Origin of the sequence: Mumia sp. ZJ430 (assembly GCF_011751845.1) — a bacterium.
Lineage (GTDB): Bacteria > Actinomycetota > Actinomycetes > Propionibacteriales > Nocardioidaceae > Mumia.
The window spans coordinates 390,733-415,300 of the sequence record NZ_JAAHFK010000002.1; the positions used below are offsets into that span (position 1 = coordinate 390,733).

Sequence of the window (24,568 nt, forward strand, 5' to 3'; positions counted from 1 at the left end):
CCGTGGCGAAGAACACGAAGCCCAGCAAGGTCGAGGTCCAGGTGCGCAAGCGCGTCGCCGATCTGGAGAAGGCGCTCGACGACGCGACGAGTCGGCTCAAGAAGGCACGCAAGGATGCCGACAAGGCGCGGGTCGATGCCAAGAAGACGATCCGCAAGGCGACGAAGTCCGCTCAGCGTCAGATCGCCGAGAGCGCCGACGCAGCACGCGACGAGATCGAGCGCCTGCACACGTCGGTCCGTCGGGACTCCGCGGCCGGCACTGCGCCGGCAGCGAAGAGGTCGACCGCCAAGAGGTCGACCGCGAAGAGGTCGACGGCGAAGAGGTCGGCTGCCAAGAAGGCACCAGCCAAGAGGGCGACCGCCAAGAAGGCACCAGCCAAGAGGGCGACCGCCAAGAAGGCACCAGCCAAGAGGGCGACGGCCAAGAAGGCACCAGCCAAGGCGACCGCGAAGACGACCGTCGCCGCGAGCGACGGCTCGTACACCTCCATGACCGTTGCCCAGCTCCGCAAGGCGGCGCAGACCAGAGGGGTGAAGGGCTACTCCCGCATGTCGAAGTCCGACCTCATCTCGCGACTCGGCGGATAGACCTCGAGCTCTGCCAGCTGGAGCCGGTGGTAGCCAGCGCCTGACTCGTCCGGCGACGGGTGCGGCGCCCCACAAGCGCCACGGGATCGACGGGACGGGGACCGCTTCCGGCCACCCGCCTCCGTCCCCGATGTGGGCATTTCGCTACCGAATCGGATGCCGCACTCGGTGGTTGAACGCCCAAATCGGGGACGGGACGGTCAGTCGTCGAGGAGGGCGGGGAGAGCGCGCTCGCCGGACGGTGCGAGGTCGCTGCGCTTCGGCAGCCAGTCCCAGCCCGCCGGCCACGTCGGCTGCGGCAGCGCCAGACCCGGCAGAGCGAAGCTCGACTTCGTCAGATCCAGCGAGTACGTCGACGCGGTCGTGTCGATGTTCCGTACGCGGCCGTTCGCCGCGCCCACGACGACGACGCCGAGGCGGTGCCCCTTCTTGACGACCGCGTCGTCCGGATCGAGCGTCACCGTCACGTCGTGCGTGCCCGCACCGTCGAGACGCGCCCACCCGCGACCGAGGATCTGCAGCGGTGTCGTGCCGACGTTGCGCGCCATCGTGAAATAGCACCCGTCGTCGGCCGGCGTCGACTCACCCGTGCATGTCTCGGTGGTCGTCGTGGACGCGCCGTCGCCAGTCGTGAGGACGCGCTCGGCCTCGCCGTAGTCGACGAGCATGACGCCCACCTGACCCGTCGGCACCTCGGACGTCACCCTCAGCTTCGCGACCAACGAACCGCTCATCCGGGCGTCGGCGAGCAGCGGGTTGGTGGCGTACAGGAGGCGGTTGGCGTTGGCGCCTTCGGCGACCGCAGCGTTCTCACGCTGGCTCGCGGAGTTGACCCACGTCTGCGAGCCCTTCGCCGGCAGCAGACGCAGCCCACCGTCGGCCTGCGGGCGCAGCGTCGTGGTCGTGAGTCGCGCCGGCCACGTGTGCGAGTCGACCCAGTGGTTCGGCTTCGTCTCCACCGACACCCGCGGCTCACGCAGGATCGTGTTCTTGATCCCCATCAGCTCGTGGTCGAACCAGCGGTGTAGCGTGCTGACCCACTCGTCGCGGTCGATGTCGAACGGGTCTACGTGCCCGACGCGGCTCAGCCACATCTTGCGGATGACCCCCGCCTTGCCGAGCTCCTCCCACCAGGTCGAGAAGTGCCGCGTCTTGACGTTGGTGTCCTGCAGCCCGTGGTAGATGAAGACGCTCGCCTTCACCTTCTCGGCGTTCAGCGCACCTGCGTCGCGGTAGTTGCGCTCGTCCCAGAAGGCGTTGTGCTCGCCGGTCTCGTCGGCGTCCTCGTCGTTCATCCGCTGCAGCGTCGCCGAGCAGTCCTGGGGCTGCGTGCGGTTCGTCGCGACCCGGGCGGCGAGTCCGCTCGAGTAGTTCCAGCTGTACGGGAGCCCCTGCGAGCGGCTGTAGTCGTACCAGGAGCTGATCGCGCTGATCGGCACGATCGTCTCCAGGCCCTTCACGCCGGTGGCCGCGACGCCGTTGGCGATCGTGCCGTCGTACGACTTCCCGATCATGCCGGTCTTGCCGTTGGACCAGTCGGCCTCGACCGGGTTGCCGGCGGCGTCGACGGCCTCGGCGTTGCCGTTGAGCCACTCGACGACGGCCTTGATCGAACCGATGTCGGACTTCCCGCCGGTGTCGACGCAGCCGTTCGAGCGCGACGTGCCGGCGACGTCGGCAGCGACGTACGCGTAGCCGCGCGGCACGAAGTAGTTGTCGTAGAAGAGCGGGAACTTCTCGAGGTTGCCCTCGGCGTCGAAGGTCTTGCACTCCGACTCGTTGCCGCGGCACAGGCTCGTGTAGTACGGGCTCGCGTCCATGACGATCGGGACGTCCACGCCCCTGGTGTCGAGCTCACGCGGCCGCACGATGTCGGCAGCGATCTTGTCCTTCTCGCCATCGCCGTCGAAGTCGGGCGCGATCACCCAGACGGTCTCGCGGATCGCGTCCGCGTAGTCGTAGACAGGGGCGGAGACGCCGCCCTGGAGGACGTACGGCTTGGCCGCCGGAGCAGCGAACGCCGTGGTCGCGGTCCCGGCGACCAGCGCCGTACCGGTGAGCGTGAGGGTGAGGAGGAGGCCGATGCCCGTCCGTGAGGTGCGCGCGCGCCGCGCCACGTTCGCCTGGTGCATGTGCCGCAGTCTGGCGGGCGCCGGCGCGGAGCGCACCCCCTGAAATCAGCCCGTCACGCGCGGACAGCCGAGTCGGCGAGCGCGAGGACCGACGGCGCCCATCGTGCGACGTACGTGTCGAACGCCGACGGGTCGTCGTACCGGCTCTCCTGGAGATAGGTCCCCGGCGCCACGACGGTGGCGCCCAGCTCCACCAGGACCGGCCGCAGGAGCAGCTCGGGCGCGAGCGCGTGGGCGGGTCCGGCGCCCAGCATGAGGGGCACCGCCACCACGCCGGCCAGCCCCGACCCGGTGGCGAACTGGTCGAGGAAGACCTTCAAGATCCCGCTGTACGTCGCCTTGAACGTCGGGCTCGCGACGACGACCAGGTCGCTCGACGCCACCGTGTCGACGGCCGCCTCGACGGCCGGGTCACCCCAGCCGAGGAGCCCCGGCCCGAGCGTCGCGACGTCCACGACGTGGTCCGGTGCTCGCCCGGCCAGCCTGCTCGCGAGCACGATCGCCGCGTCGAGCGTGCGCGATCCGACCTTCGGGTTTCCGGTGACCACAGCGACCTGCACGGACGTGCCTCCTTCTTGGGGACGTTCAGGCCAACCAAACTAGAGCGTCCTTATGGTGTAAGGCCACTGCCTCGCGCTGCTCCTCAGGCCTCGAGCGTGACCTCGCCGTACGGCAGCAGGCGCACCGGACCGACCAGCCCCGTCCGTACGCGGCCGGCCGCGCCGAAGACGTCGGGCTGCGCCGTGCGCATCCGGTTGAACAGCGTGGTCGCGACCTCGACCTCGACGTAGTTCACCCCGGCATTACCGGCTCGCCGGGTCGGCGAAGGTCTGCTCGACGCCTGGCCAGCCGATCCGGCGGCTGAGAGAGGACTGGCTGGGTCGGTCTGGCACGTCGGCTGCTGTAATCCCGAATGAAATCCAGCCAGTGGCCGGAACCGGCCACTCCCATGACATCGTGGCCCGCATGACCTCGGAGCCGTCGACCTCGCCCGCGATCCGCGCAGCCGACCTCACAGCGACAGCAGTGCTTCTCGTCGGCTTCTCGGCGCTGGTCGTGGTGCTCGGCGGAATCGCCGCGTGGCTCGGCCTCGGGTCGAGCCCGTGCCTCGGCGACACGTCCGGCCGCTGCGCCCACGCCCCGGTCGGGCCACGGTTCGTCGCCTGGACGTTGGTGGGTGCGCTGACGATTCTGTGGGCCGTCGCGGTGTGGCGCATCGTGGCGCGCATCCGCGGCGGGCTCACCGCGTGGACGGCGCCGATCCTCGCTGCCGGCGTGGCTGTCTTCCTCATGGCCGTCGGCGCAGTCCTCATGGCGGTCGTCGCCTGAACCCGACGACGGGTGAGACTAGGGCGATGAGCGCACTCTCCGACGACGACCTCCAGCACCTGCGACGCTGTGTCGAGCTCGCCGCGACCGGCCTTGCCGAGGGCAACGAACCGTTCGGCTCGGTCCTCGTCGACGCGAGCGGCCACGTCCTCTTCGAGGACCACAACCGCGAGAAGGACGGCGACCACACGCGCCACCCTGAGCTGGCGATCGCCCAGTGGGCCGCCGCGCAGCTCTCACCGGAGACACGTGCGGGCTGCACGGTCTACACCTCCGGCGAACACTGCGCGATGTGCGCGGGCGCCCACGCATGGGCGGGGCTCCAACGGATCGTGTTCGTCGTCGCGGGCACCCGGCTGGCCGAGCTCCTCGCGAGCTGGGGTGTCCCGCCTTCACCGGTCGCGCCGCTGCCGATCACCACGGTCGCTCCCGAGCTCCCGGTCGAAGGCCCGGTGCCCGAGCTCGCCGGCGAGGTCGAGGCACTGTACGAGCGGTGCTTTCGGCGCACCTGAACGGGCTCAGGCAGTGGCAGCCTCCGGGCGTCGTTCCCCGAGCCGGCCGGACAAGCCCAGCACGGTGGTCGCGGCCGAGATGCTCTGAGCGGCGAGCAGGCCGACAAGGACCAGGGTCTGCACGAGCGCGGCCTCGTACGGAGTGGCGCCGCCGAGCAGCAGGCCGACGTAGGCACCCGGCAACGTGACCAGGCCGGCGGCCCGGGTCTGGTCGAGGCCCGGCGTCAGCGCCCGCGCGACCGCGCGAGGCCCGAACTCCGACACCGACTGTCGCGGGGTCAGCCCGATCGCGAGACCGGCCTCGACCTCGCCCCAGCGGTCGGTGACGTCGTCGCGCAGCCGCTGGCCGGACAGCGATGCGGCAACCATCGCGCCACCGATCACCTGCGCGGCGAAGGGCACCACCATCTCGGCGCCGCCCGGGAGGATGTCGAGCGCCATCACCGGAGCCACCGTCACGGTCGCGCCGCAGGCGATCGCGCCCAACGCCGTCGGATAGACCCCGTACCCGAGCCCGATCCGTCGCGTCGACGTCAACGCCGCTGCGGCCAGCATGACGACCAGCAGCGCCGCGGCGGCCGTGGGGTGACGGAACGCCCACGCGATCACGAGCGAGATCAGGCTGAGCTGGACGAGCCCGCGGACCGTCGCAACGACCGCGTCGGTGCGCAGCCGCACTCCGGCCCACGTCATCACGACGAGCGTGACGGCGGTCAGCAGCACGAGGACGACGCCGTACCGGACAAGATCCACGACGCCACGCTAGACCTGCGGACCGCTTCAGGCGTCGAAGCGCACGGACGCCTCCAGGAGGTCGCTGACGTCGGCGCCCGGCGCGAGCTCGTCGGCGGGCACCCCGCGCCGCCGGAGCCGGGCTCACGACCGTGCCGTCGGGCAGCGCGAGCCGCTCGGTTGTCCGGAAGTACGGGTTCTTCTCGGGGTCGGGGAACGGGATCGGCGCGGAGGGGGTCAGCGGGTCGTTCTCGCCGTCAGGCCCGACCATGAGGACCGCTGGGCGACCCCCTCGGACGCCACAATGACTTCACCGGCATCTCGGGGCCGGCATCCGACCGCGTCCGTCGAGGAGTCCCCATGCGTGCACGTACCGCCGTCGTCGGCGGAGAAGAACGGCCCGCTGTACGGGCACCGGCGCCGCCTAGTGTGTGACGTTCCACACCCCACTCCCCCAGGACCGGCTCGTGTCCGATCGCAACGAGAAACGGCGTCGCGGCTGTCGCCCACAACCCCGATCGCCAGACCGCGCGGATCTCGTGCGACACCGGCGAGCTCGTCGTGTGGAGCTTCGGTGCAGGTCAGCCCGGGGTTGCGAATGATGCGGGGTTCCAGTTCCTTGTACCCTGACATACCCATTCGACCGGTATGACCAGATTCACACTCCCGACCCGCGTCATGCCGACTCCGACCGGACGTTGTAGAAGTGAAGGAGCAGCACCCGGTCCGACGGGTGCCGTGGTCGACAGCGAAGGAGCACGAGCGTGTACGGCATCGACCTCAGCGTGGCCGGGTCAATGGTGCGCCGCACCGTCGACGGACGGCGCCCCAGCCCCAACCACGTGTTCGTGGTGGCGGATGTCGAGGTGACCAACCGCGACGACATCCCGGTCGCCGTGTCACGGGTGCCGGCCGTGTTCCTTGCCGCAGACGGCAGCCAGCACGAGCCCGCCGTCCCCGCCCTGTGGCCGGACGAGGAGGTCGTCGTCGGCCCGCACGCGACCGAGACCGTCAAGGTGCTCTTCGACGTCGCCCGCACGAAGGCCGCCGGAGGCGCCGTGCGTATCGTTCGAGGCAACGGACCGACCGGCCGTCGCCTGCACCTCGCGTCCTGACACGCAGCGCCGGAATACGGCGCCCGGAACGCGAGTTGCCCGCTCTCATGACCACCATCGGACTCATCGGTTCAGGCCACATCGGCAGCCAGGTCGCGCGCGCGGCGATCGCGCAGGGCTACGACGTCGTCCTCAGCAACTCGCGCGGCCCCGAGACGCTCAAGGAGCTGGTCGACGAGCTCGGGCCCCAGGCGCGCGCCGGCACGCCCCAGGACGCGGCAGAGGCTGCGGACCTGGCCGTCGTCGCGACCCCGCTCTCCGCAATCGCGACCATCCCCGTCGAACCGTTGGCCGGCAAGGTCGTCATCGACACCAACAACTACTACCCCCAGCGCGACGGCCAGTTCGCTGCACTCGACGACGAGTCGACGACCGTCTCCGAGCTCCTCCAGCAGCACCTGCCGGAGTCGAAGGTCGTCAAGGCGTTCAACCACATCGCGTGGATGCACATCAGCGAGCACGCCAAGCCGTCCGGCACCGAGGGCCGCCGCGCCCTGGCGATCGCCGGGGACGATGCCGAGGCCAAGGCGACCGTCGCGGCGTTCATCGACCGTACGGGATTCGACGTCGTCGACCTTGGCCCGTTGTCGGAGGGCTGGCGCACGCAGCGCGACACCCCCGCGTACGTCGCGCCGTTCACCGCTGACGAGCTGAAGGCCAAGATCGCCGAGGCCAAGCGCTACCGCGACATGTGACCGCCGGCGCATTGAAGGTGCATCGGCGTGGACGGCGGACGCACGTCGGTGGTACGACGGCGGGAAGGGGGCCCGCCATGACCAGCATCGACGCCCGCACGAGTCCACCCGCCCGTCTCGCGGAGGACGACGCCATCTCGCTCGACGAGCTCCGGCTCGCGACCCGCAACCACGGCATGCCGCTCGAGATGCTCGACCTCGACGTGACCCCGCCGGGGCTTCACTACGTGCTGGTGCACTACGACATCCCGTTGATCGACCCGACGACCTGGCGGCTCGAGGTCGACGGCCACGTCGCGCACCCCCTGAGCCTCGACCTCGAAGGCCTCACTCGGCTCGTACCGAGCAGCCCGGTACGACGCCGTGTCACCCTCGAGTGCGCCGGCAACGGGCGCGCCCGGACGTCACCGCGGCCAATCAGCCAGCCGTGGCTCGACGAGGCGGTCGGCACCGCGCGCTGGTCGGGGGTCGCGCTCGACGCCGTGCTCGATCTGGCTGGGCTCCTTCCCGGCGCCGCGTCGGTCGTCTTCACCGGTGCGGACCACGGCGTCGAGCGCGGTGTCGAGCAGGACTACCAGCGGGCGCTGACGGTCGAGGAGGTCGCACACGGCGAGGCGTTCGTCGCGACGACGATGAACGGCGCGCCCCTGCCGCCGCAGCACGGCGCACCCGCCCGCCTCGTTGTCCCGGGCTGGTACGGGATGGCCCAGGTGAAGTGGCTCGTACGGATCACCGTGCTCGACCACGCGTTCGAGGGGTTCCAGAACGCGACCGCATACCGGATCAAGCAGACGGCCGACGACCTTGGCGATCCGGTGACGCGGATCGAGCCGCGCGCCCTCGTACGACCACCGGGGTTCCCCGACTTCCAGACCCGGACGCGGGTCGTCGACGCGGGCACGCACGAACTCAGCGGGCGCGCGTGGTCCGGCTTCGCACCGGTGACGCGTGTCGAGGTCAGCACGGACGGCGGCGCAACCTGGCGCGATGCCGAGGTCGACCCGCCCACGGAGCCGTATGCGTGGCAGCGCTGGTCGGCGCTCTGGCACGCGACACCGGGGTACGTCGAGCTGTGCGTGCGCGCGACCGACGCGGACGGCCGTACGCAGCCGCTCGCGCAGCGCTGGAACCGCCAGGGCATGGCGAACACCCACGTCCAGCGCGTGCCGGTCGTGGTCAGGGTCCCTCCGGAGGTCTCCTGACGTCAGGGCGATGACTCAGTGGTGGTGGGAGTGCGCGTGCTTCTTGCCCGGGAGCTGCGCACGGATCTCACCGTTCGGGTAGCCGTCCGAGTGCACGTTGACGTACGCGGTGCCGGCGCGGATCGCCGCGATCAGCTCGGCGAGCTCACCGGCGCGATCCCTTGCGAGGCAGGACCGACGACGTCGGCAGCGACGATCGTGCCGGTGACCGTGCCCTCCTGCGGACAGGTCTGCGTGCCTGCCGGCCCGTTGCCGAGGTTGGTGCACAAGAACACCGAGATCCCGCTGCCAGAACCACACCCACGCTCCGAAGATCCCGAGCGGATAGCTGACGCTGCTCGCACCCGTCGCGGTCTTGCCCGGTGAAGCACCCTGCCGCCGTCGGTGCCGTTCTCGACCTGGACGCGACTCAGGGGTTGATCAGCACGCGGCTGAGCTCGGGCAGCGCCGCGAGCTCGCGGTCGAGGATCTGACGAGCGTGGGTCACGGAGTCCACGAGCGGGTGCAACGCGAGCGCTTTCAGGGCGGCCGAACGCGAACCGGAGGTCGCGGCCTCGATCGTCGTCCGTTCCACGTCCTTCACGGTCGAGACGAGTCCACGCTCGTGCGGGAGCAGCTGTGACACCGCGACGGGACGCGGACCGTCGGCACCGACGGTGCACGGCACCTCGACGATCGCGTCCGCGTCGACCGCGTCGAGGGTCCCGTCATTGGGGACGTTGAGCACGAGCTCGGCCCCCTCGTCGGCCGAGATCGCCGCCATGAGTGCCAGCGCCACCCGGTCGTACCCACCTCCGTCGAGGTCCTCGTCGTCGCGCGCGCCGGCGTCGGTGCTCGCGCGTCCTTCGGCCATGTAGGTCTCCTCGCGGTCGAGCCGCGTGCGCTCCCAGTGCGCGAAGGCGTCCCCCTCCCCGGCATAGAAGCGCCCCTGCTGCTCCCGCAGATACTCGCCGCGCGTCACACCGGCCCTCTCGATCGACGCGACGGCGTCGGCGGTGTAGTACCAGTACCAGAGGTATTCGTTGGGGACCGTGCCCAACGACGCCAGCCACTGCGGGCCGAAGAGACGGCCCTCCTCGATCTGCGTCAACCGGCTGGGGTCGGCGAGCAGCCCCGGCAGGAGGTCGACGCCGTCGACGACCGCGCGGTGCAGCCACCCGAGGTGGTTCAGCCCTGCATAGTCGAACGTGATCTGCTCCCGCGGGATCTCCAGGAGGCGTGCCACCCGCTTGAAGAGACCGACCGGCGAGTCGCAGATCCCGATCACCCGGCGCCCGAGCACCGCGGACATCGCCTCGGTGACCATGCCGGCGGGGTTGGTGAAGTTGATGACGTACGCCTCCGGCGCCGCGCGGCGCACCGTCTCTGCGAGCGCCAGCGCGACGGGGATGGTCCGAAGGCCGTAGCAGACGCCCCCGGCACCGGTCGTCTCCTGACCGAGGACGCCGACATCGAGAGCGGAGCGCTCGTCGCAGACGCGCCCCGCCAGGCCGCCGACCCGCATCGCCGAGAACACGAAGTCCGCACCGGACACCGCGTCGACCAGGTCCGTCGTGAGGCGCACCCGCGGCGGACGGGCGTACTCGCCCGCGATCTCCGACAGCACCGCCGCGACGCGCTGCAGCCGGACACCGTCGGTGTCGTGGAGGACGAGCTCGTCGACACGCGAGGTGTGCTCGTCCGAGGCCAGCGCGCGATAGACGAGCGGCACCCGGAACCCTCCGCCACCGACGATGGTGAGCCTCACGAGTCCTCCTGGGTGTCGTACGGGCGGGCGACGTGGACGTCGACGGCGGCATCTTTCATCACCCGTGCGGTCTCGTCGTCGACGGGGCGGTCCGTCACCAGCACGTCGTACTGGTCGGGCCCGCACACCCGGGCGTATCCACCCCCGGGGAGCTTGGTGTGGTCGGCGAGGAGCACGACCCGGTCGGCGACCTGGAGCATCGCCTTCTTGACAGGGACCTCGACGGCCGTGGTGTCGAAGACCGACCCGTCGCGCCGGACCCCGCTCGTGCCGAGGAAGAGGACATCGGCCTGGACCTGGGCGATCGCCTGCTCGGTGAGGAACCCGACCATCGAGTGGTAGTTCGTACGGACCAGACCACCGAGCAGCATGAGGTCGACGACGGGGTCGTCGCGCAGCTCGTCGTACACGGCGAGGCTGGACGTGATCACGCTGACCCGGCGTCCACGCAGCAGCCGGGCGACCAGGCTCGTCGTCGTGCCGATGTCCAAGACCACGACCGCGTCGTCGGGGACCAGGGTCACCGCGTGCTCGGCGATGGCCCGCTTCTCGAGCGGGTTCTGCGTCGCGACCCGCTCGAAGGGTGCCTCACGGTCGAGCGTCGGAGCGGCCCCGCCACGGAGGCGACGGAGCTGGCCGGCGTGCGCCAGCGCGGACAGGTCCCGGCGGATGGTCGCGTCGCTGACGTCGAGCACGCGCGCGAGCGTGGCGACGTCGACGGGACCGCTGGTCTCGAGGAGATCGAGGAGCCGCTCGTGTCGGAGATTTGCACGCACACGGTGACCATAACAGGCAGATCCGCGCACGGATACGCATCCACGCTCACCTCTTGCGCGATCCTGCGCATTTGAGCGACACTCACGGAATGGCCCACGACAGCCCTGAGACCGACGACCTGGCGTGTGACTTCTTCGTGACCGGCCCGGTGTTCCTCGACATCATCTTCACCGGTCTGCAGGAAGCGCCAGTCGGAGGACGGGAGGTCATGACCTCGGGGATGGGCTCGAGCCCGGGCGGCGTCGCGACGCTCGCCGTCGCCGCCTCTCGCCTCGGGCTGCGAACCTCGCTGGCCGCGGCGTTCGGTGACGACATGTACGGCGACTACCTGTGGGGCACGCTCGAGGACGACGAGGCGATCGACCTGTCCGCGTCGCACCGGTGGCCCCACTGGCACTCGCCGGTCACGGTCTCGCTCGCCTATGACAAGGACCGCGCGATGATCACCCATGCGCACAAGCCCCCGCGGGCCGACCTCGCGGTCCCCCACGTCCTGCCGACGGCGCGTGCCGCGTTCGCTGACGTGGGCGATGAGCGGCCTGACTGGCTCGACGCCTCCGCCCAGCGCGGCACGCGCATCTTCGCCGACGTGGGCTGGGACCCGACCGGCCTCTGGGACGCGACGTCGCTGCGCGAACGGCTCGACGGGTGCTATGCCTTCGTCCCCAACGCCGTCGAGGCGATGACCTACACCGGCACCGACTCCCCCGGCGCCGCGCTCGAGCGGATCCGTGACTGGGTCCCGCTTGCCGTCGTGACCGCGGGCAGCTCGGGCTCGTACGCTGCCGACGCCACCACCGGCGAGACCGCGTGGGCGCCGGCGCTCACCGTGCCCGCGCTCGACCCGACCGGGGCCGGCGACGTCTTCCTCGCAGGGCTCGTCGCCGCCACCCTCCGCGAGTGGCCGTTGCTGCAGCGCCTGCGCTTCGCCAACCTCTGCGCCGCACTGTCGGTACGCGACTTCGGTGGTGCGCTGGCCGCGCCAGGCTGGGGCGCCATCTGTGAGTGGTGGGAAGCCCTCGAGCCCGGCTCCTGGCTGGCGCGCGACTACGCCTTCCTCGACGACGTGCTGACGACCGTCGAGCACCGCACGTACGGCCGAGCCGTCGCCACCATCGGCTTCGTCGGGGACACCCATGACCACCCGAGCCACACCCCGTCCGAGCCTCGGACCCGAGATTTCCGCACCGCCCCCCGGGGCGAATGACACCCAGGAGCCGCCATGACCGTCCGTGCCGTCAAGAAGTCGGTGCTCACCGCCGCCGTCGCGGCCGCGAGCGCCGTGCTCGCCCTGTCTGCATGCACGCCCGGCGGCGGAGGCGGTGACGACGAGGGCAAGGAGGCCAAGCCCGACGACATCTCGACCGACGTCGCCGCGATGGGCGACCTCACCCTGGACGTCTGGGACCAGGAGGTGCGCGGTGGGCAGGCGAAGCAGATCGAGACCCTCAACGCGGCGTTCGAGAAGAAGTACCCGAACGTCACGATCAAGCGCACCTCGAAGTCCTTCGACGACCTCCAGAAGACCGTCCGCCTCGCGATCACCAACGACGACCCGCCAGATGTCGTCCAGGTCAACAACGGCCGCGCCGACATGGGACAGTTCGTCTCCGCTGGGCTGCTGCAGTCGCTCGACGGGTACGCCGAGGTCTACGGCTGGGACGAGCGCTTCCCCGAGTCGGTGCGCAGCACGGCCTCGTACAGCAAGGACGGCAAGACCTTCGGTGAGGGTTCGCTCTTCGGGATGGCGCAGGTCGGCGAAATGGTCGGCCTGTGGGTCAACAAGCAGAAGCTCGGCGACCTCGGCATCGAGGCCCCGAAGACGCTCGACGAGCTCGAGGCCGCGATGAAGGCCGCAAAGGCCGCCGGCGAGCTGCCGGTCCAGCTCGGCAACGCCGAGGCGTGGCCGGCGATCCACGACTACGCCGTCGCGATGAACCAGTACGTGCCGCGCGACGACACCCGTGCGCTCGGGTACGGCCGCGAGGGAGCCTCGTGGACCACAGAGGAGAACGTCGACGGCGCCGACCTGTTCAAGTCCTGGGTCGACGCGGGCTACCTGACGCCCGACTTCAACGCCGTGCCCAACGACACCGCGTGGCGCAACTTCGCCAAGGGCCAGGGCGTGTTCATGATCGGCGGCACCTGGTACCAAGCAGACCTCGAGGCTGCGATGGGCGACAATCTCGGCTTCGCGCTGCCGCCGGTCGGCCCGGTCGGCGAGCTGGCCGTGACCGGCGGCACGGGCCTCCCGTTCGCAATCACCGAGGCCAGCGAGCACGCCGACGCGGCCGCGGCATACCTCGACTTCCTCACCAACGCCGACGCGATGAAGGTGATCCAGGAGAACGGCGGGCTCCCGGTCATCGACGGCGACGCAGCCAGCGCGACCGGTGTCGGCAAGGAGGTCGTGGAGGCCTGGAACCAGGTGACCGCAGAGGACTCCCTCGTGCCGTACCTGGACTGGGCGACGCCGGACATGAGCGACCTGCTCGGCCAGGAGCTCCAGAAGCTCAGCGCCGGCTCGACGGACACCGCCGCGTTCCTCGACGCCCTCGAGAAGAACTACACGGACTTCACGGACCAGAACGAGTGACGAGCCAGGGCGCGCGACGGCGCCACGGACCCCCAGGAGAGCCGCGCAACGTCGCCTATCTCTATCTCCTGCCGGGGTTCGTGGTGCTCGCGCTCTTCCTGCTGGCGCCGCTCGCCTACGCGGTGTGGCTGTCGTTCTTCGCGTGGGACGGGCTCTCCTCCGGCACCTGGGTGGGGCTGCAGAACTACGTCGACGTGCTCACCGACCCGGCGCTGCGCGCGCCGTTCGGGCACGCGCTCGTGCTGCTTGTGTTCTTCTCGGTGATCCCGGTGACGTTGGGACTCCTGGCGGCCTCGTTGCTCGTCCGGTCGACAGTGCGCGGGCGCGGGATCTTCCAGGCCGTCGTGTTCGTCCCGCAGGTGATCGCGCTGACCGTCGTCGCCGTCGCGTGGAAGCGGATTCTCGCGCCGGACGGCCCGCTCAACGAAGCGCTGCGCGCGGTGGGTCTCGACGGGCTCGCACGCGGCTGGCTCGGCGACCCGAGCACCGCGCTGGTCGCGATCGGGCTCGTCGGCACGTGGCTCGGCACCGGCCTGTGCACCGTGCTCTTCCTCGCAGGGCTGTCACGGATGGACCGCGCGGTCTACGACGCCGCCCGCCTCGACGGCGCCGGCTTCTTCCGCGAGACCTTCGCCATCAGCCTGCCGTCCCTGCGCAACGAGCTCGCCGTCGCCCTGACGCTGACGATGGTCGCCGCGCTGCGGACGTTCGACCTCGTCTATCTGATGACCTCCGGCGGACCGGGCGGCGCGACCGCCGTCCCGGCGTACGAGGTCTACATGAAGTCGATGCGGCAGGGCGACGTCGGCACCGGTGTGACGATCGCGCTGCTGCTGGCGGCGTTCATCATGCTGCTCACCGTCCTCGTGAACCGGATCCCGGAGCGTGAGAACCGATGAAGACCTCGCGGCTCGAGCGCAGCGTCACGATCGTCGTCCTGGCGCTCGGCTCAGTCGTCGCCCTCTTCCCGATCGCGATGATCGTCGCGTCGGCGTTCGTCTCCGACAACCCCAACGAGTCCGGCATCGTCTGGAGCAACCTCGCCACCGCGTGGGACGAGGGGCACTTCTCGACGTACATGCGCTCGAGCGTGATCGTCACGGTGTGCGTGGTCGTGCTCGCGACGGCGCTGTCGTGCATGCTCGGCTACGCCTTCGGGACGATGCGCTTTCGCGGCTCGTCCGTCCTGTTCTACGTGCTGCTCCTCGGCCTGATGGTGCCGAACGAGGCGATCGTCGTCCCGCTCTACTACCAGCTGCGCGACCTGGACCAGATCAACACGTACCAGGCGCTGATCTTTCCGCAGGTCGCGCAGTCGCTCGCGTTCGGCACCTTCTGGATGCGGGCGTACTTCCGAGGGACATCGCGTGACCTGGTCGAGGCGGCGCGGCTCGACGGCGCCGGGCACTTCCGGACGTTCTGGTCGGTGCTCCTGCCGATGGGGCGTCCCGCGGTCGTGACGATGGTCGTGCTGTTCTCGATGTGGACCTGGAACGAGTTCTTGCTCCCGCTGGTGATGATCCCCAGCAACGAGGACCTCCGGACCGCGCCGCTCGGGCTGACCTTCTTCAGCGGGCAGTACACCGGATCGCCGTCGCTCCTCGCAGCAGCCGCACTGATCGTCGCCCTGCCGATGCTCGTGCTCTTCCTGATCGCCCAGCGTCACTTCATCCGCGGCATGACCGAGGGGGCGGTGAAGGGCTGAACCACGTGGTTGACCGTCGATCGATCCGAGAACCAAGGGGGACTCATGGTCCAGCGCACGCAGCAGACGTCCAACTCCACCGGTGCCGCTCCACCACCACGATGGCGAAGGCTCGCCACGACCTCGGCAGCAGCCGCGCTCCTCGGTGCCGGCCTCGTCACCGGGCCGGCAGCAGCAGCGCCGTCCCCCGAGACGACGGCCACGAAGGCCACCGACCTCGACGTGCTCTTCGTCGGCGCGCACCCTGACGACGAGTCGGGGCGGCTGTCGACGTTCGGCGAATGGGGCGAGCGGTACGGCAGCCGCGTCGGCGTCGTGACGATCACCCGCGGCGAGGGCGGCGGCAATGCCGTCGGCCCCGAGGAGGGCCCGGCCCTCGGCCTTATCCGTGAGCGCGAGGAGCGCGCCGCCGTCGGTACGGCCGGCGTCCGCGACGTGTTCAACCTCGACAAGGTTGACTTCTACTACTCCGTCAGCGCTCCCCTGCACCAGCAGGCGTGGGACGCGGAGGACTCCCTCGAACGGCTCGTCCGGATCGTCCGCGAGACCCGGCCCGAGGTCGTCGTGACGATGACCCCTGCCCCGACCCCCGGCAACCACGGCGGTCACCAAGAGGCCGCGCGGCTCGCCGCGGAGGCGTACGCCGTGGCCGGCGACCCGTCGCGCTTCCGCTCGCAGATCACCAAGGAGGGACTGCGCCCGTACGCTCCGGCGAAGCTCTTCTTGAACTCCGCCCGCGGCAGCGGCCAGGTCGGTTCCTCGTGCCCGCGCGCGTTCACCCCGACCGATCCCACCGACGACGTGTACGGGGTCTGGGCCGGGGAGCGCGCGGCCAGCGGCAAGACGTGGGCGCTCGTCGAGCGCGAGGCGCAGCGCAAGTACGCCTCGCAGGGCTGGGCCGGGTTCCCCGATCCCAGCACCGACCCCGAGGCGATCGGGTGCGACTACTTCACCCAGGTGGCCTCGCGCGTGCCGTTCACGCGCGGCGACCAGTCGGCCGCCGCAGCCTCCCCCGCGACGATGCTGCAGGGTGCGACGCGCCAGGCTCGCGGCGGACTTCCGCTCGGGACTGGCCTCGAGCTCACCGGCGAGGACGTCGACGTCGTGCCCGGCCAGTCGGTGACGCTCGAGGCGCGGCTCACCGCGCCGAAGCGCACACGGCTCGTCCGTGCCGCCGGTGCGGTGACGCTGCCGCAGGGGTGGAGCGGGACGACCTCGATGTCGTTCGGCACGGTTCCTCGTGGGACGACGGTCACCCGCACGATCACGGTGACCGCACCGAGCGGGGCCACGGCGAACACCCGGGCACTGGTCGGGCTCGACGTGCGCTCAGGCGCGGGCGCCGGCTCTACCAACCAGAAGCTCTCGGTGACGCCGAGCGTGTCCGGGACCCAGCAGCTCCTGCCGCAGGTCGCCGAGTTCGAGGAGTGGGCTCCTACGGTCGGGCTTCCGCAGCTGCGCGGGCTCGTCACGCCGGTGCTGACGCTGCCCAGCGGCGGCACACGTACGGTCGGCATCGACGTCACGAACCACAGCGACGCCGCTGAGTCCGGAACGGTCACGGTGGACCTGCCGGACGGCTTCGCGGCGGCCGACGACACGATCTCGTACGAGGGACTCGCGCCAGGTGCGACACAGCGCCTCGACCTCGAGGTCACCAACACCGACGACACGCTGCCCACGTCGAACGAGGGCGGCGTCGGCGGTGACTACGGTTACACGATCACGACGACGAGCAGCTCCGGGTCGTCGACCACGACGGCGGCGCTCGAGCTGGTCCCGACGACGCAGGTCGGCGAGACGGCGGCGCCGACGCTGGACGGCACCGTCGGCGCCGGTGAGTATGCGGCCACGATCGACCTCTCGCGGCGCTGGGAGGGGGAGGCGTGCACGTCTCCGGCGGACTGCAGCGCGACCGGCTACGTCACGCGGTCGGGCGACGACCTCTACGTCGCCGCCGAGGTGACCGACGACGTCAAGAGCGCCGTGCTCGCGGCGTCGGACTGCAAGCGCCACTGGCGCGTCGACTCGCTCGAGGTCGCCATCGATCCCGACGGGTCGTCGGAGAACACCTCGACCACCTTCAAGATCGGGGCACTCCCGTTCACCGCCGAGGGCCAGTCGTGCGCCGCGCGCGATGCCGACCACACCCAGGGCCCGATCGGCGCCTTCCCGATGTCCGGCGAGGGCGGCTCCGACGAGACGACGCTCGATCCGGGCAACGTCGCGCCCGGGTTCGAGATGGCCTCGGCGGTCGGCGCGCCGTACACGGGCTACGTCATCGAGATGAAGATCCCGCTCGCCGCGCTGCCGGCGACGGTCGATCCCGACCGGATGGGCTTCAACATGTTCGTCTACGACTCCGACACCCAGGACAAGGCCGGCCAGACCCGCGTCGGGTGGTCGACGTGGGGCGGGGTCCAGGGCGACCCGTACCGATGGGGTCGTGTCGAGCTCGGGGGTGGCGCGCCGCCGGAGGTGGAGAGCGTGCCGCCGAAGCTGGACTTCCCGGGGCTCGACAGCCTCGACTCGCCGCAGTCGATCGAGCAGGCCGTACGCTCCGGCGTCGGGCTGTCGGGGCTCCCGACGCTCGCCCCGCGGTCGACCGCGCGCGTGCGTCGGGCGACGCAGCGCGGTGACGCGGTCGTGGTGACCGTCGACGTCGACAAGCGCGGCACCGCGCACCTGTTCGCGGTCACCGGTGACGACACGCAGCTGGTCGGTTCCGTCGAGGTCGCCCTGCGACCAGGTCGGCATCAGATCCGGATCCCGGTGACGGAGACACCGTCGTCCGTGCTGCTCGGGTTCGACCCCGACCGCCGTACGGGGACCGCGAGCTCGTCAGTGCGGGTGCGGTGACGACACCACCCGGATCGACCGTCCGCCACCTGGTCCGCGACGACGCGGGCCAGGTGGCGGACACGGCCGCAGACCTCATCCTCGACGTGCTCGAGACCGACAGCGCCGTCGGTCTCGCGACCGGCTCGTCACCCCTCGGCGCGTACCAGGAGATCGTCCGCCGGGTACGTTTAGGCGCGACGGCCTCCCCGGTCGCGCGGCGCGGCTTCCTGCTCGACGAGTACCTCGGCCTCCCCGCCGGCGACCCGAACACGTACGCCTCGGTGATCAGACGCGAGGTCGCCGACGCGCTCGGGCTCGACGTCCGGGGTCCGGACGGCCAGGCGGCCGATCCGGAGCAGGAGGCCGAGCGGTACGGGCGCGAGGTCGTGGCGGCGTCCGTCGCGGTGCAGGTCCTCGGGATCGGCCGCAACGGTCACCTCGGGTTCAACGAACCGGGCTCGTCGCTGGACTCGCAGACCCGCGTCGTGCGGCTGACCGAGTCGACACGACGGGACAACGCGCGGTTCTTCGACTCCCCCGCCGACGTCCCAACCCACGCGATCACCCAGGGGCTCGCGACCCTCATGCAGGCGCGGCGTCTGGTGCTGATCGCGCTCGGCGAACGCAAGGCGGAGGCTGTCCACGCCGCGCTGCACGGTCCGGTGGATCCCGCATGTCCCGCTTCGGTGCTGCAGCGACACCCCGACGCGTACGTCGTCACCGATCGCGAGGCCGCCGCAGCCGTACGCTGAACGCGTGCCCGAGCGGTCGACGATCCTCTCGCGGCGACGGCTGCTGGGCGTCGACGCCGCCCGGGCCGTCGCGCTGATCGGGATGATCTCGACCCACGTCGAACCGCACATCGGACCCGACGGTCAGACGTCTCTCGCGCACGTCCTCGCCGCAGGACGCGCCTCGGCGCTCTTCGCGGTGCTGGCCGGTGTGAGCATCGCGCTCGCCAGCGGCGGCACATCGCCACCCCACGGTCGTGGGTGGGCGACCGCGGCGGCCGCGACCACCGCGCGGGCCGCAGTGATCTTCGTCGTGGGGCTGGTCCTCGGGGCGTTCGACTCCGGTCTCGCGGTGATCCTCTGCTACTACGGGGTGCTCTTCGTCGTCGCACTGCCGTTCCTCCGGTTGAGGGCCGGGTGGCTGATCGGTCTCGGCCTGACCTGGGCGTTCGTTGGGCCCGTGCTCAGCCAGTGGCTCCGCCTCGGCATCGAGACGCCTCTGGACTCCGGGGTTCCGAACGTCGGGACGCTGCTCACCGATCCGGTCGGCACCGCGTCGAGCCTGCTGCTCACCGGCTACTACCCGGTGCTGACCTGGACCGCCTACCTGCTGGTCGGCATGGGTGTCGGCCGGCTGCCCCTGCGGCGGGTGGGTGTCGCGGTGTGGCTCGCTGTCGGCGGTACGGCCCTGGCCGTGCTCTCGTACGCGGGCTCGGCGTGGTGGCTCGCAGGCGGCGGGCTCGCCGAGCTCGAGGCGGCCGGTACGGGTCGGCACTTCACGACGGGCCCGATCGATGACGACATCCTTCACGTCGGCTTCTTCGGGACGACCCCGACGACCTCGTGGGAGTGGCTCGGGATCGCTTCACCGCACTCGGGTGCGCCCCCTGACCTCCTGCACACGCTCGGGTGCGCTCTCGCCGTGCTCGGGCTCATGCTGCTGCTCGAGCACGCGGTCGGACGCGCCCTGTGGCCGGTCGCCGCCATCGGCAGCATGACGTTCACGCTGTATTCGCTGCACGTCGTCCTCGTCGCGACCGTCCTGCCGGAGACGATCGACGACGCGTTCCTCGTCCACACGGTGCTCGCGGCCGCGATCGCGATCCCGTGGCGCCGGTACGTCGGGCGCGGGCCGCTGGAGGCGGTGGCCGCCGTCGCCGCGAACGGCGCCCGACGAAGGGTCCGCGAGCATGCCACGCAAAGGTGACCCGACGGGTCCCGACGCGCAGAACGTCCAGACCCGCCCCGTACGATCCCTTCGTGACTGACACCTTCCGTATCGGCGATGGACAGCCGGTCGCCCACGAGACCGCCAAGCACCTCTGGACCAAGAGCGCCCGCGAGATCCTGGTGGAGAAGGCACGCGAGTACGGCGGCGACATCAGCGACCAAGAGCTTGCCGTCGAGGTGCAGCACCGGACCGGGGTGAAGACCCGCGCGCTCTCCGAGACCTGGCTCGGTCCGGTCCTCGAAGACGTGGCGACCGCCTCTCACGCGCAAGGAGAGCCGATCCTCGCAGCACTGTGCGTACGGGAGGACGGGCGAGCGGTCGACGGCTACCGGATGATGGTCGCGCGAGTGAGCGGCGCCCCGGTCGCCGACGCCGATCGGCACGCAGCCGAGCAGCGGTTCGCCTGCTACCAGCGGTTCGGAGCGACGCTCCCCGCCGACGGTGGGCGGCCGACGCGGTCGCCGCGGGTCGCGCTGGCGTCGCGGACCGTGCGGCGCGGGCCGGCGGTCCGCAAGGTCGAGCGGCCCGTCGTCGTCTGCCCGCGGTGCTTCATGGCGGTCCCGGCGACGGGCATCTGCGACTCCTGCGGCTGACTACACGAGCGGTCTGTTGGCGCGCACCTCGTAGAGCCGGAGGAAGGCCTCGAGAAGCTGAACCGCCGCGAGGTACGGGAACAGGACACTGCTGGGCATGCTCGTCGCACCGGCGTCGAGCAGGTCCGGTCGCGCACTGCCCGACGTCTCGAGCGCCGACGCCCCGACAGGCGCCCACGGCCGTCCGTGGGCGAAACCCGAGCTGAGCTGCCAGGGACGCCGAACCCCGAGGGTGGGCTGCGGAAGGTTCTCGTCCGCATACGCGATGGCTTCGGTGCCGGTGTAGCCGCGGCGGACGCGCTCGGGTGCGAGAAGGCGACGGTGCGCGACCGCGTCGAGCTCGCCCAGGCGGGCGTCGACTGACGCCATGCTCGGGACGTCAAGGTGTCGTGTGGCGTCGTCCGAGTCGATGACGTCCTGGGCGTGCCACTGCAGGGTGCGCTCGATCCGGTCGTCACGGCGGTCGGGCCTGAGGATCCAGAAGGCGGTGGCCAGGTTCTCCAGGGCGCCGCGCGCGAGCGACCACGTCGCTGCCGTGTGCGGGACCTTCTGGTCCACGACGAGCACCTTCGCGGCATGGAGGTGGTCGATCCCCGCGGTCAGCGACATCCGCAGAACGCGGCTCGTGGGATAGGGATTGCTCGCGATGTCGTCGGCGGCCAGCGACGATCCACGTTCGACCGGGAAGTCGTCCTGAGTGTGGCACCGCTTCACCATGCGCTCGATCAGGACGGGGCTCGACATGGTGACAGCGGCGTGGGTCTTGGGCATGCAGAGGTTCCTTGGGTGAGGGGGTTGTCGAATACTGCCAGGCCCGGATCGCCGCGTGCCAACCGCGTAGTTCACGAGGCTCCGACATGTCTGTACATCTCTGTACACTGACGCCCATGACGACGATGTCCATGAGCGAGGCCCGCGCGCAGCTCGCTGCGCTCCTCGACCGGGTCGAGGCGGGCGAGGAGATCACGATCACCCGTCACGGGCGGGCTGTCGCACGGCTCGCCCCGCCCCACGAGTCACGGACCGCGCGCGTCGACCACCTCTTCGCCGCGGCCGATGCCATCGCCGTCGAGCTCGATGCCTCGAGGCACGCGCCACTCCCCGATCCGACCGGCGAGGCGGACGCTGATGCGCTCGTACGCGCGATGCGCGAGGACCGAGACGCGTGGTGACCGCGGCCTTCGACGCCGACATCGTGATCTACGCGGCGGCCGGCGACGACCGCGGAGACCTACTGCTCGACGCGATCCACGACGCGGCCGCCGACTCACCCGCGGGGGTGGGCTCGACCCTTCTCCTCACGGAGACCCTGACGTTGGCCGGCGACCGTCTCGCCGAGCGCCCCAGGCTGCTGGCGATCCTCGGTCGCCTGGCGCTGCTTCCCGTGACCCACGACGTCGCCGTGATGGCTGCCGCGCTCCGCGTCCGGCACCGCCTGAAGACTCCGGACGCCCTCCACCTCGCGACCGCGATCTCCGCGGGGGCAGACCGCTTCGTCACGAACAACCGACACGACTTCGCCCGCGGCATCACCGAGATCGACGTCGTCCACCCCTGAGCGTCACCAGCGGCGGGGCTTGCCCTGGTCTCCCTTGCGGAAGTCGCAGACACCACCGGGGAAGACCTGCGCGAGTCGCACCCGCTCCGCAGCGGTCGGCCGCCACGCCCCGTACAGGCCCTTGGCGATCGCCGCCCCCACCGGCTGCAGCGCGCACTTCCAGATGCCGCCCTCGTACGGCCCGCCGGCGACACGCCGTGACGAGGAGTAGATCGGGAACTTCTGCGTGCAGTCCCCCGCCGCCCGCGTGTCGAGCACGCCGTCCCACACCCGCCGCCCGGACGCGATCAACGAGCCGTCCGTCGCGAAGCACGAGTCGACCGCCTGCGCCGGCTTGTTGCCCGCGACGCCGCGCTTGGGGTGCGCGTCGATGTTGCGCATCCACTGGTCCATCACCGCGAACGCCATCGGCGTCTGGTCGAACTGCTGGCTCGGCCGCGCGTCGGTGAACCACACGACCTGGTTGGACGCGTCGCCGTCCGCGTTCAGCATCCGCTGCCGAGCGGCGAACGACTGCTGCGTGTTGTGCATGTCGAGGTCGTCCTCAAGGTATGGACGCCAGTCGATCACCGGGATGTCGATGTCACCCTCGAACTGCATGCCGGACGTGTACGCCGCGCGCATCGCGTCACGGTCACCCGCCCGACGTGGCGCCGGAGTCACGCCGCCGTCCGGACTGAGCTGCATGTTGCGCGCGCTCCACGGGTCGAAGTTCTGAGGACTGAACGACCCGACGAACGGGAACCCCTCCTCGACCATGTCGGCCGAGTCCTTCCAGCTGCCGACCTTTGCGTTGAGGTCAAGGAACTCCGCAGGGGTGATCACGCCGTCGGTCAGCGCCTTGAGGCCGTACTGCACGCCGACGTTGTCCCACGGGACCCGCGCGAAGCCCTCGTCGTCGGTGCCGTAGATGTTCACCAGGTCGCCCCAGTGCGTCCACTCGACGCCGTCGGCGCCCTGCGCGAGCTTGTCGAGGTCCTCGACGTCGGTGAATGTCGGGTTCATCGCGAGCGGCGTGAGCCCGAACCAGCCCGGCTTGCACTCCATCAGTGCCGGCGCGGGCGAGGCCGGGTCACGCGTCATGACCTGGTAGCCGAGCGCCTGGTAGGCGGCGTACAGCTGGTTCCACTGCGCGGTCTCGCCCGCCGAGAGGTTCTTCGGAAAGCTGGTGCCGTTGAGCCCGATGATCGCCTGCCGGACCTCAGGGTCCTTCCACTTGGGGTTCGCCCGGTCGGTCGCGTCGAAGTAGTGCTCGAGCAGCTCGCAGTCCCCGACATGGATGACCTGCGTGACCATGTCGGGATACGAGTACTGCGCGATCGCGGCGTCGATGAGTCCCGGGTGGTTCTGCGCGTAGACGTACTGCTGGATCGCGCCACCGGAGCCGCCGACCGCGACCGTGTAGTCGGGGACGCCGTGGGTCTCGACCGTGTGCTCCTTGAGCATCAGCGCGGTCTCGCCGCCGACCTGCAGGTTGTAGTGCGTGCTCGTGCGCGTGGCGCTGGACCACATCACGCCATAGCCGAGCTTGAGCAGATCGGCTGGCAGCATCGCGCCTTCGCTGGTCGTGCCCTGCGTGTGCCCGATGGCGACGCCGCCCTGGAAGCTGAAGACGAGCCGCTTGTTCCACAGCGAGTCGTCGGGCTGCGTCGGATCGGCCTCACCGACAGGCGCGAGCATCGCGACGCTGTAGACGAACCGGTTGATCGTGCCGCGTTCCCAGCGCACGATGAACGGCACCGTCTTGCCGTCCATGGTGGTGGTCGTCGCCGTGTCGGCCGGCGGGCTCGCCGGATCGTCGAGCCAGTGGAAGCGGTTGTCGGTCGTCGAGCGGTAGACGTAGCCGTAGCGGGTCTCGGCCGCGCAGTCACCGCTCCATCCCACGATGTCCGCGTCCGCCGTCGGATAGCCGCGGCTGTCCTGCGGATAGCTGCCGTCCTCGCCCTCAGCGGCCACCGGGATGCCGAACTGGTCCTGGTTGTCGACGATCGGCTGACCCAGGATCATCCGCCCGTCGAAGCGGCCACGCGCGGTCGTGCAGACGAACGGCTGCTGCTGGGGACCGGAGAAGATCGGGCCGCTGGTCGGGTGGTTGACGAGCGTGAGCGTCCCGCTGGTTGAGCCTGTCGAAACCCTCACCCGGTTCTTCCCCAGCTCCAACCCCTCCACCAGCCCGACGAGCGTGCCGTCGGCCGAGGCGTCGAAGGCGGAGGTCACGTCGTCGCCGTTGAGCGTCACGCGCACGTCACGCGGTCGCACCCTCTTCGGCAGGGTGACCTCGAGCAGCGCATCGCCTCCGGTCACCTGGTCCGGCTCTCCCGAGAGCACCGTGATCGTGAGGCGGTCACCATGCCTCTTGCCATGCCCACCGTCCGCGTTCGCAGTCTGCGCAGCGACCAGACCCAGCGCGGCCACGGCCAGCGTGGTGGCGGCCGCGACCACGCGGCGTACGACGAAGCTCGACATCTCTGCCCCTCCTCCG

At 70.6% G+C, this 24,568-nt stretch carries 25 protein-coding genes; 16 read left to right on the plus strand and 9 right to left on the minus strand.

Annotated elements, in window-relative coordinates; genetic code table 11:
* The first annotated feature begins 2 nt into the window (after positions 1-2).
* Complete coding sequence (locus HCT63_RS08430) at positions 3-590, plus strand: Rho termination factor N-terminal domain-containing protein (protein WP_167003150.1); 588 nt, start codon at positions 3-5, stop codon at positions 588-590.
* A gap of 200 nt (positions 591-790) precedes the next feature.
* Here the strand turns inward: HCT63_RS08430 and HCT63_RS08435 are convergent, their stop codons facing one another.
* The 3 genes from HCT63_RS08435 to HCT63_RS08445 form a co-directional block, all read right to left on the minus strand.
* A complete protein-coding gene (locus HCT63_RS08435) occupies positions 791-2,722 on the minus strand; it encodes a CocE/NonD family hydrolase (RefSeq protein WP_167003152.1) in 1,932 nt (643 codons plus the stop codon).
* A 53-nt stretch (positions 2,723-2,775) separates the two neighbouring features.
* Positions 2,776-3,282: an NAD(P)H-dependent oxidoreductase gene (locus tag HCT63_RS08440; RefSeq protein WP_167003154.1), complete on the minus strand. Its 507-nt coding sequence runs from the start codon at positions 3,280-3,282 to the stop codon at positions 2,776-2,778.
* Between the two features lie 83 nt (positions 3,283-3,365).
* Complete coding sequence (locus HCT63_RS08445) at positions 3,366-3,518, minus strand: hypothetical protein (RefSeq protein ID WP_167003156.1); 153 nt, start codon at positions 3,516-3,518, stop codon at positions 3,366-3,368.
* A gap of 170 nt (positions 3,519-3,688) precedes the next feature.
* Here HCT63_RS08445 and HCT63_RS08450 point away from each other — a divergent pair, with 170 nt between their 5' ends.
* Both HCT63_RS08450 and HCT63_RS08455 read left to right on the plus strand, forming a co-directional pair.
* Positions 3,689-4,051 (plus strand): hypothetical protein, encoded by a 363-nt coding sequence (locus HCT63_RS08450; RefSeq protein ID WP_167003157.1) that lies wholly within the window; start codon positions 3,689-3,691, stop codon positions 4,049-4,051.
* 26 nt (positions 4,052-4,077) lie between these two features.
* The gene (locus HCT63_RS08455; RefSeq protein WP_167003159.1) at positions 4,078-4,563 is read left to right on the plus strand and encodes a nucleoside deaminase; all 486 of its coding nucleotides are present in this window, start codon (positions 4,078-4,080) and stop codon (positions 4,561-4,563) included.
* 6 nt (positions 4,564-4,569) lie between these two features.
* On the opposite strand, the gene HCT63_RS08460 is transcribed toward HCT63_RS08455, so the two are convergent.
* Positions 4,570-5,316, minus strand: coding sequence for an ABC transporter permease (locus HCT63_RS08460; protein WP_167003161.1), 747 nt, complete (start codon positions 5,314-5,316; stop codon positions 4,570-4,572).
* A gap of 743 nt (positions 5,317-6,059) precedes the next feature.
* Here HCT63_RS08460 and HCT63_RS08465 point away from each other — a divergent pair.
* From HCT63_RS08465 to HCT63_RS08475, 3 genes are all read left to right on the plus strand, one after another.
* On the plus strand, positions 6,060-6,410 hold the full coding sequence (locus HCT63_RS08465; RefSeq protein ID WP_167003163.1) for a hypothetical protein: 351 nt from the start codon (positions 6,060-6,062) through the stop codon (positions 6,408-6,410).
* A gap of 47 nt (positions 6,411-6,457) precedes the next feature.
* Entirely contained in the window at positions 6,458-7,105 is a 648-nt protein-coding gene (locus HCT63_RS08470; RefSeq protein WP_167003165.1) for an NADPH-dependent F420 reductase, read from the plus strand.
* 77 nt (positions 7,106-7,182) lie between these two features.
* The gene (locus HCT63_RS08475) at positions 7,183-8,307 is read left to right on the plus strand and encodes a sulfite oxidase (RefSeq protein ID WP_167003167.1); all 1,125 of its coding nucleotides are present in this window, start codon (positions 7,183-7,185) and stop codon (positions 8,305-8,307) included.
* Positions 8,308-8,438: 131 nt separating this feature from the next.
* Here HCT63_RS08475 and HCT63_RS20430 read toward each other — a convergent pair whose 3' ends face one another.
* From HCT63_RS20430 to HCT63_RS08490, 3 genes are all read right to left on the minus strand, one after another.
* Positions 8,439-8,582, minus strand: a complete 144-nt coding sequence (locus tag HCT63_RS20430; protein ID WP_243842951.1) for a hypothetical protein — start codon at positions 8,580-8,582, stop codon at positions 8,439-8,441.
* 134 nt (positions 8,583-8,716) lie between these two features.
* Positions 8,717-10,054, minus strand: coding sequence for a 6-phospho-beta-glucosidase (locus HCT63_RS08485; RefSeq protein ID WP_208322345.1), 1,338 nt, complete (start codon positions 10,052-10,054; stop codon positions 8,717-8,719).
* The gene (locus HCT63_RS08490) at positions 10,051-10,830 is read right to left on the minus strand and encodes a DeoR/GlpR family DNA-binding transcription regulator (RefSeq protein ID WP_167003171.1); all 780 of its coding nucleotides are present in this window, start codon (positions 10,828-10,830) and stop codon (positions 10,051-10,053) included. The genes HCT63_RS08485 and HCT63_RS08490 overlap by 4 nt, the downstream gene beginning before the upstream one ends.
* 89 nt (positions 10,831-10,919) lie before the next feature.
* On the opposite strand from HCT63_RS08490, the gene HCT63_RS08495 reads away from it, so the two are divergent.
* The 8 genes from HCT63_RS08495 to HCT63_RS08530 are packed head-to-tail and all read left to right on the plus strand — an operon-like array spanning position 10,920 to position 20,528.
* Entirely contained in the window at positions 10,920-12,038 is a 1,119-nt protein-coding gene (locus tag HCT63_RS08495; protein WP_167003173.1) for a PfkB family carbohydrate kinase, read from the plus strand.
* 15 nt (positions 12,039-12,053) lie between these two features.
* Positions 12,054-13,427: an extracellular solute-binding protein gene (locus HCT63_RS08500; RefSeq protein ID WP_167003175.1), complete on the plus strand. Its 1,374-nt coding sequence runs from the start codon at positions 12,054-12,056 to the stop codon at positions 13,425-13,427.
* Positions 13,424-14,326: a sugar ABC transporter permease gene (locus tag HCT63_RS08505; RefSeq protein WP_167003177.1), complete on the plus strand. Its 903-nt coding sequence runs from the start codon at positions 13,424-13,426 to the stop codon at positions 14,324-14,326. The genes HCT63_RS08500 and HCT63_RS08505 overlap by 4 nt, the downstream gene beginning before the upstream one ends.
* Positions 14,323-15,132: a carbohydrate ABC transporter permease gene (locus HCT63_RS08510; RefSeq protein WP_167003179.1), complete on the plus strand. Its 810-nt coding sequence runs from the start codon at positions 14,323-14,325 to the stop codon at positions 15,130-15,132. The genes HCT63_RS08505 and HCT63_RS08510 overlap by 4 nt, the downstream gene beginning before the upstream one ends.
* 45 nt (positions 15,133-15,177) lie before the next feature.
* The gene (locus HCT63_RS08515) at positions 15,178-17,991 is read left to right on the plus strand and encodes a sugar-binding protein (RefSeq protein ID WP_167003181.1); all 2,814 of its coding nucleotides are present in this window, start codon (positions 15,178-15,180) and stop codon (positions 17,989-17,991) included.
* Entirely contained in the window at positions 17,988-18,725 is a 738-nt protein-coding gene (locus tag HCT63_RS08520; protein WP_243842952.1) for a glucosamine-6-phosphate deaminase, read from the plus strand. Before HCT63_RS08515 ends, HCT63_RS08520 begins: the two co-directional genes overlap by 4 nt.
* Before the next feature lie 4 nt (positions 18,726-18,729).
* Positions 18,730-19,911 carry a heparan-alpha-glucosaminide N-acetyltransferase domain-containing protein gene (locus HCT63_RS08525; RefSeq protein ID WP_167003183.1) on the plus strand — a complete coding sequence of 394 codons (1,182 nt, stop codon included), beginning with the start codon at positions 18,730-18,732 and terminating at the stop codon, positions 19,909-19,911.
* A 53-nt stretch (positions 19,912-19,964) separates the two neighbouring features.
* Positions 19,965-20,528, plus strand: a complete 564-nt coding sequence (locus HCT63_RS08530; RefSeq protein ID WP_167003185.1) for a hypothetical protein — start codon at positions 19,965-19,967, stop codon at positions 20,526-20,528.
* Here the strand turns inward: HCT63_RS08530 and HCT63_RS08535 are convergent, their stop codons facing one another.
* The gene (locus HCT63_RS08535) at positions 20,529-21,299 is read right to left on the minus strand and encodes a hypothetical protein (RefSeq protein ID WP_167003187.1); all 771 of its coding nucleotides are present in this window, start codon (positions 21,297-21,299) and stop codon (positions 20,529-20,531) included. It lies immediately after the preceding gene.
* A gap of 116 nt (positions 21,300-21,415) precedes the next feature.
* Between HCT63_RS08535 and HCT63_RS08540 the strand changes: the two genes are divergently transcribed.
* Positions 21,416-21,700, plus strand: coding sequence for a type II toxin-antitoxin system prevent-host-death family antitoxin (locus HCT63_RS08540; protein WP_167003189.1), 285 nt, complete (start codon positions 21,416-21,418; stop codon positions 21,698-21,700).
* Positions 21,694-22,086 (plus strand): PIN domain-containing protein, encoded by a 393-nt coding sequence (locus HCT63_RS08545; protein ID WP_167003191.1) that lies wholly within the window; start codon positions 21,694-21,696, stop codon positions 22,084-22,086. The genes HCT63_RS08540 and HCT63_RS08545 overlap by 7 nt, the downstream gene beginning before the upstream one ends.
* Positions 22,087-22,089: 3 nt before the next feature.
* Here HCT63_RS08545 and HCT63_RS08550 read toward each other — a convergent pair whose 3' ends face one another.
* A complete protein-coding gene (locus HCT63_RS08550; protein ID WP_167003193.1) occupies positions 22,090-24,552 on the minus strand; it encodes a DUF6351 family protein in 2,463 nt (820 codons plus the stop codon).
* Positions 24,553-24,568 lie beyond the last annotated feature (16 nt).

Bases quoted from the DNA above. Each gene is read 5' to 3' on its own strand.
- HCT63_RS08515 (WP_167003181.1), top strand. From the start codon at position 15,178: ATGGTCCAGCGCACGCAGCAGACGTCCAACTCCACCGGTGCCGCTCCA.
- HCT63_RS08535 (WP_167003187.1), bottom strand. From the start codon at position 21,299: ATGCCCAAGACCCACGCCGCTGTCACCATGTCGAGCCCCGTCCTGATC.
- HCT63_RS08455 (WP_167003159.1), top strand. From the start codon at position 4,078: ATGAGCGCACTCTCCGACGACGACCTCCAGCACCTGCGACGCTGTGTC.
- HCT63_RS08495 (WP_167003173.1), top strand. From the start codon at position 10,920: ATGGCCCACGACAGCCCTGAGACCGACGACCTGGCGTGTGACTTCTTC.
- HCT63_RS08500 (WP_167003175.1), top strand. From the start codon at position 12,054: ATGACCGTCCGTGCCGTCAAGAAGTCGGTGCTCACCGCCGCCGTCGCG.
- HCT63_RS08510 (WP_167003179.1), top strand. From the start codon at position 14,323: ATGAAGACCTCGCGGCTCGAGCGCAGCGTCACGATCGTCGTCCTGGCG.
- HCT63_RS08550 (WP_167003193.1), bottom strand. From the start codon at position 24,552: ATGTCGAGCTTCGTCGTACGCCGCGTGGTCGCGGCCGCCACCACGCTG.
- HCT63_RS08540 (WP_167003189.1), top strand. From the start codon at position 21,416: ATGACGACGATGTCCATGAGCGAGGCCCGCGCGCAGCTCGCTGCGCTC.
- HCT63_RS08435 (WP_167003152.1), bottom strand. From the start codon at position 2,722: ATGCACCAGGCGAACGTGGCGCGGCGCGCGCGCACCTCACGGACGGGC.
- HCT63_RS08470 (WP_167003165.1), top strand. From the start codon at position 6,458: ATGACCACCATCGGACTCATCGGTTCAGGCCACATCGGCAGCCAGGTC.
- HCT63_RS08450 (WP_167003157.1), top strand. From the start codon at position 3,689: ATGACCTCGGAGCCGTCGACCTCGCCCGCGATCCGCGCAGCCGACCTC.
- HCT63_RS08475 (WP_167003167.1), top strand. From the start codon at position 7,183: ATGACCAGCATCGACGCCCGCACGAGTCCACCCGCCCGTCTCGCGGAG.